Genomic DNA, 13,666 nt, shown 5'->3' on the forward strand with positions numbered 1-13,666 from the left:
AAGCGCTCACTGACCGCCTACGATCACTGATCACCAGGAATCAATCATCTAGGGCGGTGAAGACCGCCCACCGCGAGCATCGCCTGGCCGGTGACGGCGATCGAAGGGATCAGCCGGGGACCGGTAGTGCCGCGTCGGACCGGTAGAGGCCGCCCACATCAGTGGCAGCGCCGCGAGACTGAGTAGTGCCCACGTTCTCGCCGTGATCAGCACGACGCTGATGACCGCCGGCACAAAGACCCGCACACCGAACAGAATGCCCGTCGACGTATCACCCAACCGGACTGCGGTCATTTTGCCGGACTCGGTGTCGGTGGGGACGTCGCGGAGATTGTTGACCACCAGCACTGCGGTGGAGATCGAGTCGCCCGCCACGGCACAAGCGAGTCCCACCCAGCCGACCCAATCGCCGACCCACAAACGGGGTGCCGAGTACCGCGACGAGGCCGAAGAACACGAACACGGCGACCTCGCCGAGGCCGATGAAGTCGTACGGACGTTTGCCGCCGGTGCAGAACCATGTGCCGGCGATAGAGATAGAGCCGACGACGACCAGCCACCGGGCGGTGGTGATCGCGAGTACGAGCCCGCAGATCGCGCCGATGCCGAAGCGAGAAAGGCGGCGCGCTTGACCGTAGCGGGGAGGCCGCTCCGGAGCCGACCAGTCGCATGGGCCGACGCGGTCGTTGTTCGGCGCCGCGGATCCCTTTGGAGGAGTCGTTGGCGAAGTTGACGCCGATGATTAGACGATATCGTGACGACGAGCGCAAGAACCGCCTTCCACCAGACGACATCACCCAAGTGTTGGACGCGCCGACACCGCAACGGGCGCGACAGCGTTGGGCAGCGTCCGGGACGTGCGCCCCTTAACCACTGCTTCGGGATTGCCGCCGGTTGATCCTGCCACGGGCAAAATCGGGGTGGTGGGCCGGTGCTCGTGACGACCGCGCGCGGTCGTGACGCCTGTCCTGGTGTGGCGAACTTCACCAAGCGTTGCGCTACGCCTCCGGGCCTGGCCGTCATCGGCGTGGCAACAGGCACGGGCATCGTCGCCGCTCTGTCGGAGGCGCGGCGATGGTAGAGGTCTTCGTGGAAGTCGCCGGCGGCGATGCGCGACAGGCATACCTGGACAACCCCGCCGTCGGGCACCCACGGTCCCAGCGAGAGCGGGGTGTCGCCTCGGCGGCGGTGACCGCGTCGACGTCGGCGACGGTACGGCGTCACCGATGGCCGCGAAGCGTTGCAGATAAGCGGGCGGGATTCCGGCCAGTGTGGTCAGCCCCGCGATGGGGAGTTCGTGGAGCCGGGGGCGGGTGTGACCGTGGGGTGAGCGCACCCCCATCGCGCATGCGGTTCGGGTGCGGAGGGAGCCGGGTTGTCGCCGGTGCAGGCCGCGGCGGTCAGCGCCGCGGTGCCCAGTAGGAGCGTGCGCAGCGCCTCACGTCGACCGAATTGACGGAACCGATGGGCCGGGATCTCCGGGGTGTGGGTTACAGCCAGGGCGTAATGGTAGTGGCAGGTTCCCCGGCAGGTTCCCCGCCTGACTTTTGTCACCGCAGCGCCTTCTGGCCCGACCCGAGGCTGTGACCTGCGGTGATGGGTGGTCGTGGCGCTGAATTTGCGCACTAATTGTGGGTTCGTAGGCTGCTGATGTGGCGTATGTGCGGACGGTGAAGACCGCGTCGGGAGCGACGGCGGTGCAGATCGTGCACTCGTCACGGCGCGGGTCGCGCGAGATCGAGCACCTGGGGTCCGCGCACGATGAGGCCGCGGTCGCGGCGTTGAAAGCGGTCGCCGCGCAACGCATCGCCGGTGGTCAACAAGAGTTGGATCTGGGCCTGGAGGTGCAGTCCGGGGCCGGGCCGCTGCCGATCACGTCCTCGCGGATGGGGCACCTGTGCGAGGCGGTGATCGGTGTCTACGACGAACTCGGATTCGATGCCGCGGCCAGCGGTGACCAGGTGTTTCGTGACCTGGTGCTGGCGCGGATCATCGAGCCGACCAGCAAACTCGACTCGCTGCGGGTGCTGTCCGAGGCGGGCATGTCGCCGATGTCGTATCCGACGCTCAACCGGCGCCTGCCCGCGTATGCCGAGCCGGACTGGCGACGACGCCTGGCCACCGCATGCGCAGCCCAGGCCCAGGTAGGGCCGGCGAGCCTGCTGATGTACGACGTGACCACGCTGTTATGCCGACGTCGGCATAACAGGGTTTATGCCGATCTTTCGGTTATGCCGATGTGGTGAGCATATGTGCAGGTCAAGGCCCAATTCGATGGTCGCGGTTGTCGGCATAATCAGAGGGTGGTGAGCCAGGCGAGGATGTCTGGTTCGGGGTGATAGATCCCGGGGGTGGTCTCGGGTGTGCGGGTGCGGTCGATCGCTTTCTGTTTGATGGTCATGTCGGCGTGCAGGTAGGCGTCGGTGGAGTGGGTGTGTTGGTGGCCCAGCCAGAGGGCGATGACCGAGATGTCGACGCCTGCGGCGAGGAGGTTCATCGCGGCGGTGTGGCGCAGGGTGTGCATGGTGAGGTGTTTGTCGGCCAGGCTCGGGCATGCGGTGGCAGCGGTGGTCGCGTGGACCTTTAGTCGATGCTCGAAGGCATCTGGTGAGAGTTGCTGGCCACGGGGTCCGCTGAAGAGTGCGGTACCGGATCGTGTGTGGCGTTCGGCGAGGTAGGTGGCCAGGACAGCGGTGGTGGTCGGCGTCAGGGGTGTTGCGCGGGTGCGTCGGCCTTTGCCGGTGCAGGTGACGCTGGCGGCGGTGCCCAGGTGCACGGATGTGTAGGTGAGAGAACGTAGTTCGCTGATGCGCAGTCCTGTCTGGAGGGCCAGGACGAGAATGGCGTGGTCACGCCGGCCGGTCCAGGTGCTGCGGTCGGGGGCGGCGATCAGGGCGTCGGACTCGGCGGCGGTGAGGAACTCCAGCATTGGTGTGGGGTGGCGTTTGGGTGGGATCGCCAGGACCTGGGAGATGGTCCCGGCGTGGTCGAGATGTCCGGGTAGGGCGTGGGTGAGCACCGCGCGGATGGCGCTGAGCCGGGCGTTGCGGGTGGCGGTGCTGTTGCCTCGCTGGTGCTCGAGGTAGTCGAGGAACGCGGCAACGTGGGCTGCATCGAGTTGATCGAAATCGATGTGTTCGGCGCGTTGTTCGGTCGTGTCGGCGAGGAAGGTGAGCAGCAGCCGCCAGGTGTCTCGGTAGGCGGTGATGGTGTGCTCGGAGAGATCTCGTTGCGTCCGGGCGAACACCGAGAAGTAGGTTTGCAGTTCGGCGGCCAGTGCGGTCACTGGGAATCTCCTTGCAGCTCAAGGCGTTGTGCGGCGGCGGCCAGCAATTCGGGGACCGCGCTGAGGTACCAGTAGGTGTGTTGCGGGTCGGTGTGGCCGAGCCAGGTCGACAGCAACGTCAGGGTGCGGGCCGGATCGGCGTCGCTGGTATAGGCGGCAATCATGTGCCGCGTGCAAAATGCGTGGCGTAGGTCGTGCAACCTGGGTCGCCGCTGACCTGCAGGTGTCAGCCGGAGGTGATCGACGAGTGCCGCGAAGTGCTGCTCGATGGTCTCCACGACATACGCGCCGCCACGGTTGTTGACGAATATCGGTCCGGTCGGTGACGGGCAGGTCGCCAGCCGCTCAGGCAGATTCAGATAGGCGACCAGTGTCGTGGTCGTCGATGGGTGCAGCGGTACCAGTCGGTCGAGCGGGGCCTTGGTGGCGTGCACGACCAACACGTTCTCGGCGACGTCGAGGTCGCCGACTCGCAGCCGCAGCGCTTCACCGATCCGCAGTCCGGTGACCGCGAGGAGCCCGATGATGGTGCGCATCGTGACGGCCACGCGCGTGGTCGGGAACAGTATCGGGCAGGCATCGAGCAACCGGTCGAGATCGGTTTGGGAATAGATGTAGGGAGCTCGACGAGTCGTGGTGATCGGGAGTAGCCCGGCGGGGATGATCGGGATACCGGCGCCGGATGCGTTGAGCCAGGCCGCGAATGGGCGCACAGCGCTCAGTCGTTGCGACCACCACACCGGTGCGGCATCGGGTCGGTCGCGAGCCCAGGTGACGGCGTCGTCAATGGTGAATGCGTCGGATTTGCCGTGGGCGTCGAGCCAAGTGCAGAACTGGCCGAGCAGGTACTCGGCAGGCTTGAGGTGAAACCCCAACGCGCGGCGCTGGGCCAGATAGGTGTCAAGGTCCTCTCGCAGACTCATCACGGTACCTGCCCGAATGGCACGGTCAACGCCCGCAACGATGTCAGGTCGGTTCTGGCGTACACCCGCGTGCTCGACGCGGTGTGGTGACCGAGGAGTTCTCGCGCCTCGATCGGGGTGCCGCCAGCGGCGATCACGTTCATCGCCGCGGTGTGACGCAACCGGTGTGCGTGGACGACACCGAGTCCAGCCTGATCGGCGCGGTGAGCGACGATACCGGAGATCCCCGCGGCAGTCAGCGCGCGGATCGGTGTGCGCAGACGCACGAACAGCGCCCGATCGTCGGCGCCGGTGGGCCGCACACGAAGCCACGCCACCAGCGTCTGGCCCACATCGACCGGGATCGGCAGGGTCAACCGGCGCTGCTGTTTGCCGATCACCGTCAGCCGCCCGCTGGCCCAGTCGATGTCATCCAAACCCAGGCCGGCGGTCTCGCCGCAGCGTACTCCCAACCGCCACAGCATCGTGATCACCGCCCGATCCCGGATACCGATGACCGCGGCCGGATCACAGGCGCCGAGCAACTCCTGGACCTGGGCCGGTGATAGTCCGCGCGGTAGCGTTGCCCGCGTGTAGCGAGCGCGCAGAATCCCACCTGAGAGATCGTGGTCGACTCGACCGGTCGCCAGGGCCCACCGCATCAATGACCGTGTCGCATCAACAATCAACGCCCGCGACGCCGGCGACAGGTCTACCGAGCGGTGCGTGATGAAAGCATTGAGCATATTGACATCGCAAGCCTTCCAATCAATCTCGCCCGCACCACACAGTGAGTCGACCAACCTATTGACCCAGGCCCGGCGATGGGTGATGCAGCCCAGGCCGATCCCCCGGACCTCGCGTTGCCAGCGCGCCCACTCCTCGAGTTCGTGACTGGCCGCCTCGCTGACCTGATCAGCGGGTTTGCCCGCCGGGCGCCGGGCACGCTTGCCGGGACGCCCGGCAAGGTACCCGGCATCACGCAGGAACCGGCGCACCGTCGGCAACCGTTCACTGACCAGCGTGTGGCCGGCAACCCCGGGACCGTACTCGGCGCCGAACGCGTCAATGATGTTGGCCGTCAACACTTTCAACGCGATGTCATGATCATCCATCCAGATGCTCAAACCTCGAGCAACACCAAGAACCTGACCGACCATCGTGGGCGCACTCCTCGGCAAGCCACGCTGAGAGTCGATCCATCACCACCCCAGCCAGCGGACCGCGCACCGTTCTGGGCATCACGGCAATCACCACAACCACCTCCGAATAAGCGACTACTCGAAGGCTCACATCTGCCCGTTATGCCGACAATCCGCACGGCCGAACACGCGCCGAGCTGCACATATGCTCACCACATCGGCATAACCGAAAGATCGGCATAAACCCTGTATTTCGAAACCGACAAGGCCGACGGGTTCCGCGAGCCCGGATTCTCCAAGGAGCGCCGGCTCGAGCCGCAGATAACCGTCGGCCTGCTGACCGATGCGTCGGGGTTTCCGTTGCAGCTCGAGGCGTTCGAGGGAAACAAAGCCGAGACCGCCACCATGATGCCCACCTTACGGGCGTTCATGAAGGCTCATCAGCTCGACGACATCACCGTGGTCGCTGACGCCGGGATGATCTCCGCGGCGAACAAACAGGCCATCGAATCCGCGGGGCTCTCGTTCATCCTCGGTGAGAAGATCCCCACCATCCCGTATCTGATTTCCCAGTGGCACAAGGATAATCCCGATTCGACACCGCCGGACGGGCTCATCCTGACGCAGCGGTATCCGGCCAATGCCAAGACCAGCTATCGCCGCGATCAGGTCGTCTACTACGCCTACAGCGCCGACCGCGCCCGGCGCAGCCTGCGGGGTATCGACGAGCAGATCGGCAAGGCCGAAAAGGCGGTGGCCGGCACCATCCCGGTGAAACGCAACCGGTTCGTCTCCCTCAAGGGTGCGGACAAGAGCGTGAACCGGGAGTTGGAGGCCAAGGCTCGCATGCTGGCCGGGTTGAAAGTCTATGCCACCAACATCTCCTCTCCCACAGCGGAATTCGTGATCGGTACCTACCACAACCTGTGGAAGATCGAGCAGGGCTTCCGGATGTCCAAACACGACCTGGCCGCCCGCCCGATCTACCATCGCACCCGCGAGTCGATCGAGGCGCACCTGACGATCGTGTTCGCCGCGCTAGGCCGTCACGCGGATCATCGAGGCCCGCTCGGGCTGGTCGATCAGAAAGTTCGTCACCACCGCCCGCCGCTACCGCACCATCACCATCGAGGCCGGCGGCCACACCATCACCGCCGCCGACCCGCTACCCGACGACCTGCACGAAGCCCTGACCGCGATCAGCGGGCCGCACTAATTTGATAAAACTCGGGTTACAGCCAGGGCGTAATGGTGGTGGCAGGTTCCCCGCTGGTCGGGTCGGGTGCGCCTACTGCGCCTCCGGCAACCCGAACGCCGCGAGCACCGTCCGCGTCCACAGCCGCTGCCCGGCCGCATTCGGGTTGACGTCGTCGCTCATCACCGCGGCCAGCGCGGCCTCGTCGGTGGGGAAGGCCGAGTAGACGTCGATGACCTGGATGCCCTCGGCATCCATCGCCGCGGCGTATCCCGAGAGCTGGTCGGACGAATCGGCGCCCTTCTCCGGGTTCTGCTTGATTACCGCGATGTCGGCGTTCGGGTACTTCTGGCGGAGTTCGTTGATCAGTGGCTGCACCTGCGGCGCGAGCGGCTTGCTCGGGTCCTCGGTGTGGCCGAAGTTCAGCAGGATCAAATCGGGCGTCACATCGGGCTGGATGATCTTGTCGAGGTTCTGCAGCGTGTAGTCCACGTCCTTGCCGGCGGCGCTGCCGTTCCAGAAGCCGACGGCCCCGTTGGTGCCGTTGCCGAGGCCGACCATCGCGCCGTAGGCGCCGGTCTGGGTGTTCCAGTACTTGGTGGCGACGGGCCGGTCCAGCGAGCGGCTGATCGAGCGTCCGAGCGCCGGCGCCCAGCCGTCACGGTCGGCGCCGGTGGAGTCGCCGAGCAGGACCAACGTCTTGGGTGTGCTGGGATTGGCCTTCGCGTCGTCGATGAAGGCCACCGTGGCCGGTGTCGCGGGTGCGGCCGCCGTCGACGCCATGCCGTTGGCCACCGACGAGGTCGAGGTCGGGGCGGTGCGGTTACCGGAGATGATCAGGCCGACGACGAGCACGACGACACAGACGCCCATCACGATCCACGCCCACAATGGCGCCGATCCGTAGACGCGCTTGACCACCTTCGACATTGGTTGCATCTCTCCGGCTTCTTCCCGCCTGCCTTGCTTCGTCGGTCGACGCCACAAATCTCCAATGCAGGATCTGACGGGAGACACGATAGCGGGCATTCACATGGTCCGCGTTACCGCGGTGTCCTCCGAATGGCTCAACAATCGGATTCGACCGGACGGCCCTCGACCCGATCCCGCATCCACGTCGGCATCGTCGGGCCCGGATCCAGGGAATGACCTTGGCCTTCGCGTGGCACCCGGACCAGCCGATCCCCGAGCGCGCAGCCCCGCTGCAGTGTGACCTCCATCACGTCGGCCGGGATGACCTGATCCTCGCTGCCGTAGATCGCGAGGATCGGCACCTCGGTCTTCACCCGCGGCAATGCGTACTCGCCGAGCACCGCGGTCAGTTCGTCGGCGGCCGCCGACGGCGCCACCAACGCTGACGCTGCGGGGGGAGCGGGCTGACGGGCGAGCGCGGTCCGTCCCGATGCGCAGGAGGCCAGCGCCGCCGCATCGCGCGGGTCGATTCCGTGCAGGTAGTCGGCCGGATTGATCTGTGGGTTCACCTGCGCGACTAGCAACTCGTCGTCCGCCTCGACACCCTCATCGCCAACACTGGCAGCGACACTACCGTCTGGCCGCGACGCCACGGGCTACCACGTCACCCCCGAGGAGGCGTTCTGACCGCTCACCATCCGTTGGCACCTCACGTCAACCGTCTCGTTGGGTCCCACAACGCGGACGTCGTGGTCGGTTCCTACCACCAGCTGTGGCGAATCGAACGAAGCTCCCCATGTCGCGGCTCACATAGTCACCGGCCGACCCGACTTCGACCCGTAGCCTTCAATGACCTCACTGTACAGTTCTTCGATCGCTGAAATCCATAGCTGCGGGGTGAACTTGCTTTCGTAACTCACACGGGAGTTTGTCGCGTAGCTTGTCCAGTTCACCTCAATCTGGGCCATCGCCTGATGTATGTCGGAGGAATTTTCAAATGTCGCTCCGCTTCCCGACTCTTCCACATCGTCAGCGGCGGAGTTGCCTCTGCGGGCGAGCACCGGGAGTCCGACGCACAAGGCATCTAGATAGGACATTGGAAACGCCGATTCTGGCCAGGTGCTCGGAAAAACAACCCCTGTAGCAGATTGAAGAAGGTCATCAACGCGCTCTGCAGGAACGGGAGCGTTCAAATGGACATCCGGATTGTTAATCGCTGCGATTGAACCCCAGAGTGGACCGTCGCCGTATATCTCGAGTCGATGGCCCTCCGGCCACTCTCGCGCGAGATCGAGTATCCCCTTTTCTGGTGAAAGTCGACCAATATATATCCACTTTCCACGACTAAACGTTGCGCGCGCTGAAGAGTCGGGCCGAAAGTTTGGAATAAGGGCCAAAGAGTCGGCTGAAATCCCAGCGTGAATATGCATTTCTCGGGCGCGACCGGACATTGTTACCAACCGATCCGCCTTTGCGACCAATTTGCTCCGCAATGCGCCTCGCGATGGCCCCACTGCCATCGGTAATGTCGCAAGTCGGGAATTTCGGTAGCATCTCTTCGCAATTGCCCTGCTCGGACCACGATCGATACATTCAGTACACAGTTGCCCGTCGCTATAGAAGGTTCCGGCAGCGCAAGAGTGCCGGAAGTTGTGTAGTGTGGCTACTAGTGGAACTCGGCAGCGATCGAGGAAATCAGTCGAGATGTTGGGGAAAGTGTTGTGTACGTGGACGATGTCGGGATCAACCTCATTGATCCAAGTATCCGGATTCGACCCAGCATTCCGTGCAACCCGTAGGCCAGTGGTAATCAGTCCGTGCGCGGATTCTCGGATATTATCACTTTCTTTCTGGTATACGAATACTTCATTTCCCGCAGCCTGCAAGTTCTCGATCTGCGCCTGCACGGCGACGTTTTCTCCGCTCGGTTGGGCGGATCGATAGCGACTATGTATAACAGCTATCTTCACGACAATGACCCCTTCATGCTCACCTGGTCGTTCTGACACTGATTAGCAGGTACGGAACCGCTAGTTCGTGACGACGTTCTTGCAGTCTAGTGGGTCACCCAGGTTGCCTGGTTGACCCGCAAATCCAGCGCGAACTGCGCGATCGGCTTACCCTCATCCGCCACGATCCGGATCACGCCGCCACGAACTGCTGGTCGCACTTCGACGTTTCTCAGAGGTTATGCTTATCATCATCGGCACCTCTACGGTTCGGGGAGCCGCTCTCGGGCAATGAGGCGAAGGCATCGCCATCAACGGTGACGCATAGCACACCAAAACCCGACGAGACCTCGTCACACACGTCAAGCAGCACAACCAAGGGGGCAAAATTCAACCGTCAAACACGAGTCGGTTGTCGGCTGCAGTTGATAAATGGCCCAGGGCGACCGTCCTGCCCGTCCTGGTTGGTGAGTCCTCACCGCTCGGTCGCGGAAATCCCGGTCGCACTCCTTCTGCTTCCGTGGCATCGCGCTGCTCAGAACCCTACGCCTTTCGGTTCGGCGGCAGGCTCATTGTGCAGGCGTCTCCGCTGTCAAGGATGATGCTTAGGTGACCTCCCTCACACCAGATAACGATCACACACGAAACAGGATTGCCTAACTCGACGGGGTTCGGGCATGCGCAGCCCTCTACGTGCTGATTCACCACGCCTTTATGACTGCGTACCCTGATCGATTCACCGGTATTGTCACCGGCTGGCCCGGCGAAGTATTCGGATGGGCGATATGGGGACACTTCGGGGTAACCGTTTTCATCGTGCTAGCCGGCTATTCCCTTGCGGGAGGTATTGCGAAACGTGACGGGCAGCTGCCCGGAGGGCTCCGAGGATACATGCGGAAAAGATCCTGGCGCATAATTCCACCGTACTGGATCGCCCTCGTGATAACTATCGTTCTTTCAGTCACGGTGATCGACAGACCTACTGGAACTCACTGGGACCAATCGCTGCCACCAAGCCCCATGGGCTGGATTGCTAATTTCCTCCTCCTTCAGGAGGTTCTGCCTGGGGGCAACGCTGCGTATACGTTTTGGTCGATCTCGATCGAATACCACATCTACCTATTGCTGCCGTTAATGCTTGTCCTTTGGCGACGTATCAACTGGCCCACAGCGGTCGGCGTCGCCTCGCTCATCGGCCTCGCGGGCATCGCAGCGGCCGCCCTGCTAGATTCACGCCTCTGGCAGCTGTACCCGAGTTACTACCTGCTATTTGCGCTGGCGGCCGGAGCTTGTATTTGTGTGCGGCGCCGCCCCGATGTCGCCGCCCGTATCCCGTGGCGAGCGATCGGCGCGATGTGTGCGGCACCGCAGTCTCAGTGCTGTGGATCTTTGGCTATGCGTCCACGCTAAACGACTACTGGTGGCTTGATATCTTATTCGGACTAGCCACGATCTGTCTGATCGTGCCGATGGAACAGGGCCGATTGCGAATTGTAGCCCGAGCATTGTCATGGAGACCCCTAGCGACAATTGCCGCATTCTCATACACACTGTATCTTATCCACGCCCAGCTACTGCAAGTCTTGTGGCAGCTCATTGTACAGCCGTTCGACCTGCCTCCCGTGTGGCAACTCGCCATCCTCTGGGTGATAATCAGTCCTGTGATCGTGCTGGTCGCATGGATCGCAGCGCGTTACATGGAGAATCCATTCGTGAGGATTGCCGCCCGCAAGGATAAAGCACCTGCTCCCGAGGGTCCGGTCAAGGACCGAGATGGCGTTGCCTCCTGTCTAACTCCTAGGTCCGACGACAAGGCGACTGTCAGACGCTTGGTATAGGTGGCTGTTACAGCTCTTCCTGATGCGGGGTGCATGTGGGCGGCCGAAAGCCAGAGGGGTTGGGCAGGTGGGGTGCGCTCCTGACGGCAATGTGGTGTGCCATCGGTGGCTGTCGATGCCATCGCCACCTACTCGAGAGCGAAATGGCCGGCGTCGCGGATCTAGATGAGTGATTCCCGGTGACGTTACTGGTGTGTCGCGTGTGATTAAAGGTGGAGGGCGTCCAGACTCAGCGTTGCTTACCCAAACACTGACCTGGAGGTCGATCTGAACGCTGACCTGGACACCCTCGCCACTGCACTCTATGTGACCTGCGACGATCTACTCAAAGCCCATCCTGAGCGTGTCGCGATCCGACCGGCCGGCAGGTTCACCGCCGCCACCAGCGACGCCGAGATGCTGACCCTGGCGGTGCTGTAGGCGTTGCTGGGGTTCACCAGCGAACGCCGCTGGCTGCGCTATGCGCGGGCCCATCAGCTCGACATGTTTCCGATCGTGCCCAGCCAGCCCGGCTACAACAAACACCTGCGCGCGCTGGCTCCGACGATGGCCTGGCTGACCCGTACCCTGGCGTCGATGACCGGTGTCGGCGACGACGACACCTGGGTGGTCGATTCCACTCCCGTCGAGTGCGGGCGCTCGCGGGAGACCGCGAAACGTTCCGAGTTGGCCGGGTGGGCCGAGTACGGATACTGCGCGTCGCATTCGCGCTACTTCGGGGGGCTGCGCCTGCATCTGGTCTGCACACTGCACGGGGTTCCGGTCGGGTGGGCGTTGACCGGCGCCAAAGCCGACGAACGACATGTGCTGTGTGACATCCTCACCGGCACAGCCGGTATCGCCGAGATCGTCGCGGCCGGCCCGCACCTGGTCATCGCCGACAAGAACTACTACGGACGCATCTTCGAACACGATCTCGCCGAGGCCGGGATCACCCTGCTGCGCCCGACCCGCAAAGGCGAACAACCCCGCGGCGGTGAACGATTCTTCAAGCCGTTGCGCCAGATCATCGAATCGGTCAACGACACGTTGAAAGGACAACTCGACCTCGAACACCACGGTGGTCGCACCACCGCCGGCGTTTGCGCTCGCATCGCCCAACGCGTCCTCGCCATGACTGCCGCCATCTGGCACAACGACCGCGTCGGTGCCAGCGTCAAGCGTTCACTGACCGCCTACGACCACTGATCACAGGAATCAATTATCTAACTAAGCGCCGGTGCTGGGTCTGCGAGGTGGTGACGCGCGATCCCGATCCCTCACACGGCGGCGATTTCGATGTGCCTGTCGCCGAGGCGTTCGGTCACTCCGGATGATCCGTACATCCGAGCCGGTGCGGCAGAACGCGACCAGACTGGTCTGGGCTTCCTCGGCGGTCACCCCGCCTGACCAATTTGTGAGGTATATGTCGCTAGCAGAGGTTGACGACCGCCTTGCCGAGTGCCCCTCCGTGTGAACCTTCAATAGGTGGTCGAGGTTTCCTAGATTGCCGGTCAGAAGTCGTAGACCTCGCGTTCTGGGGCCGTCCTCGCGGTAGAGAACGCTTCAAGTTTCCCGATTGATGACCGGTCTTGCTCGCCCCGCTTGAGGGGACACACGGTCTTCTGACCTCGAACTTGGAGTCTCGTCACTAAGCCGAATGGGGGGTTCAAGTTGTCGATGTCAGGTCTCTCTAATACGCTTCACAAGGTCTTCTCAGGGCTGGGCTTTTCGCCTGACGGCGGACTGATGTGGATGGCGCTTTGGTTACGTCTACCGCTTCCGTTCTTGGAGAAGTCGAACCAGAGTGAGCGGGAGGATTTGTGACCAGCAGCCAGAGTCAGGCCTTCAGCGGACCTTCGGGAGCAGCCGATGGCGGTCTGGCGCGGCGACGGTGGTACATCGGTCGCACATCGGAGCGTTCGCGGCTGTGGGTATGGCGGTATCTTGCGAGACTCGCATGGTCCGATGCGGTCATTGTGACCGCTAGCGTTGTCCTCGCGCAGTGGGCGCGTTTCGGTTCTGATGATGCCCTGGCCCCAAACGGCGGTGCCAAAGCACCCGCGGCTTTGGTATCCGTTATTCTTGGAGTTGTCTGGCTTCTGTCATTGCGAGCGTTCCAGAGTCTCGATCGTCGGATCATCGGCTCCGGATCGCAGGAGTACAGCCGGGTGGTCTCGGCCTCCGTGTCGGTCTTCGGTGTCTTGGCAATTGTTGACCTGCTGTTCAACCTCAGCATTGCCCGCGGTTTTCTCGCCCTAGCACTTCCGGTCGGCACCTTCGGTCTCGTGCTTTCGCGCTGGCTGTGGCGCCAGCAACTCGTCAGGCAACGTGTCGCGTCTAAGCACCTCGAAAACGTGCTCGTGGTCGGGGGAATTAAGTCGGCCGCTCCTCTTATGGAGCGATTAACTTGCAAGCCAGCACTCGGTTTCCGAGTCGTGGGCATCTGCATGCCAGAACGCC

At 63.2% G+C, this 13,666-nt stretch carries 7 protein-coding genes and 5 pseudogenes; 5 read left to right on the forward strand and 7 right to left on the reverse strand.

The features are described 5' to 3' along the window. Nucleotides 1-40: 40 nt before the first annotated feature. A pseudogene (locus GORHZ_RS31890) lies at nt 41-885 on the reverse strand (1,4-dihydroxy-2-naphthoate polyprenyltransferase). A 767-nt stretch (nt 886-1,652) separates the two neighbouring features. On the opposite strand from GORHZ_RS31890, the pseudogene GORHZ_RS28100 reads away from it, so the two are divergent. Then, nucleotides 1,653-2,186: pseudogene (locus GORHZ_RS28100) on the forward strand (IS1634 family transposase); the annotation flags it as partial. Between the two features lie 110 nt (nt 2,187-2,296). On the opposite strand, the gene GORHZ_RS28105 reads toward GORHZ_RS28100, so the two are convergent. Genes GORHZ_RS28105 through GORHZ_RS28115 form a run of 3 tightly spaced genes read right to left on the reverse strand, consistent with a single transcriptional unit; the run spans nt 2,297 to nt 5,303 of the window. Further along, nucleotides 2,297-3,286 carry a tyrosine-type recombinase/integrase gene (locus GORHZ_RS28105; RefSeq protein WP_006339319.1) on the reverse strand — a complete coding sequence of 330 codons (990 nt, stop codon included), beginning with the start codon at nt 3,284-3,286 and terminating at the stop codon, nt 2,297-2,299. Continuing rightward, on the reverse strand, nt 3,283-4,209 hold the full coding sequence (locus GORHZ_RS28110; RefSeq protein ID WP_006339320.1) for a tyrosine-type recombinase/integrase: 927 nt from the start codon (nt 4,207-4,209) through the stop codon (nt 3,283-3,285). The genes GORHZ_RS28105 and GORHZ_RS28110 overlap by 4 nt, the downstream gene beginning before the upstream one ends. After that, nucleotides 4,209-5,303, reverse strand: coding sequence for a tyrosine-type recombinase/integrase (locus GORHZ_RS28115; RefSeq protein ID WP_006339321.1), 1,095 nt, complete (start codon nt 5,301-5,303; stop codon nt 4,209-4,211). The genes GORHZ_RS28110 and GORHZ_RS28115 overlap by 1 nt, the downstream gene beginning before the upstream one ends. 270 nt (nt 5,304-5,573) lie before the next feature. On the opposite strand from GORHZ_RS28115, the pseudogene GORHZ_RS28120 reads away from it, so the two are divergent. Then, nucleotides 5,574-6,546, forward strand: a pseudogene (locus GORHZ_RS28120) (IS1634 family transposase); the annotation flags it as partial. A gap of 72 nt (nt 6,547-6,618) precedes the next feature. On the opposite strand, the gene GORHZ_RS28125 reads toward GORHZ_RS28120, so the two are convergent. The 3 genes from GORHZ_RS28125 to GORHZ_RS32310 all read right to left on the reverse strand — a co-directional run bounded on the left by GORHZ_RS28125 (nt 6,619) and on the right by GORHZ_RS32310 (nt 9,446). Then, the gene (locus GORHZ_RS28125; RefSeq protein ID WP_040533925.1) at nt 6,619-7,455 is read right to left on the reverse strand and encodes an SGNH/GDSL hydrolase family protein; all 837 of its coding nucleotides are present in this window, start codon (nt 7,453-7,455) and stop codon (nt 6,619-6,621) included. A gap of 137 nt (nt 7,456-7,592) precedes the next feature. Next, nucleotides 7,593-8,006 (reverse strand): alpha/beta fold hydrolase, encoded by a 414-nt coding sequence (locus GORHZ_RS28130; RefSeq protein WP_245551543.1) that lies wholly within the window; start codon nt 8,004-8,006, stop codon nt 7,593-7,595. Nucleotides 8,007-8,243: 237 nt separating this feature from the next. After that, entirely contained in the window at nt 8,244-9,446 is a 1,203-nt protein-coding gene (locus GORHZ_RS32310) for a glycosyltransferase family 4 protein (protein ID WP_083877469.1), read from the reverse strand. Nucleotides 9,447-10,058: 612 nt separating this feature from the next. Here GORHZ_RS32310 and GORHZ_RS32315 point away from each other — a divergent pair. From GORHZ_RS32315 to GORHZ_RS30470, 3 genes and pseudogenes are all read left to right on the forward strand, one after another. Continuing rightward, a pseudogene (locus GORHZ_RS32315) lies at nt 10,059-10,796 on the forward strand (acyltransferase family protein); the annotation flags it as partial. Between the two features lie 695 nt (nt 10,797-11,491). Next, nucleotides 11,492-12,412 (forward strand): annotated as a pseudogene (locus tag GORHZ_RS28150) (IS982 family transposase). 614 nt (nt 12,413-13,026) lie between these two features. Further along, on the forward strand, nt 13,027-13,666 hold a 640-nt coding region (locus GORHZ_RS30470; RefSeq protein ID WP_006339329.1), incomplete at its 3' end, for a nucleoside-diphosphate sugar epimerase/dehydratase.

Source organism: Gordonia rhizosphera NBRC 16068 (assembly GCF_000298195.1).
GTDB lineage: Bacteria > Actinomycetota > Actinomycetes > Mycobacteriales > Mycobacteriaceae > Gordonia > Gordonia rhizosphera.

What these genes read in the sequence shown, in the direction of transcription:
- GORHZ_RS28110 (WP_006339320.1), bottom strand. Translation starts at nt 4,209, where the DNA reads ATGAGTCTGCGAGAGGACCTTGACACCTATCTGGCCCAGCGCCGCGCG.
- GORHZ_RS28115 (WP_006339321.1), bottom strand. Translation starts at nt 5,303, where the DNA reads ATGGATGATCATGACATCGCGTTGAAAGTGTTGACGGCCAACATCATT.
- GORHZ_RS28125 (WP_040533925.1), bottom strand. Translation starts at nt 7,455, where the DNA reads ATGTCGAAGGTGGTCAAGCGCGTCTACGGATCGGCGCCATTGTGGGCG.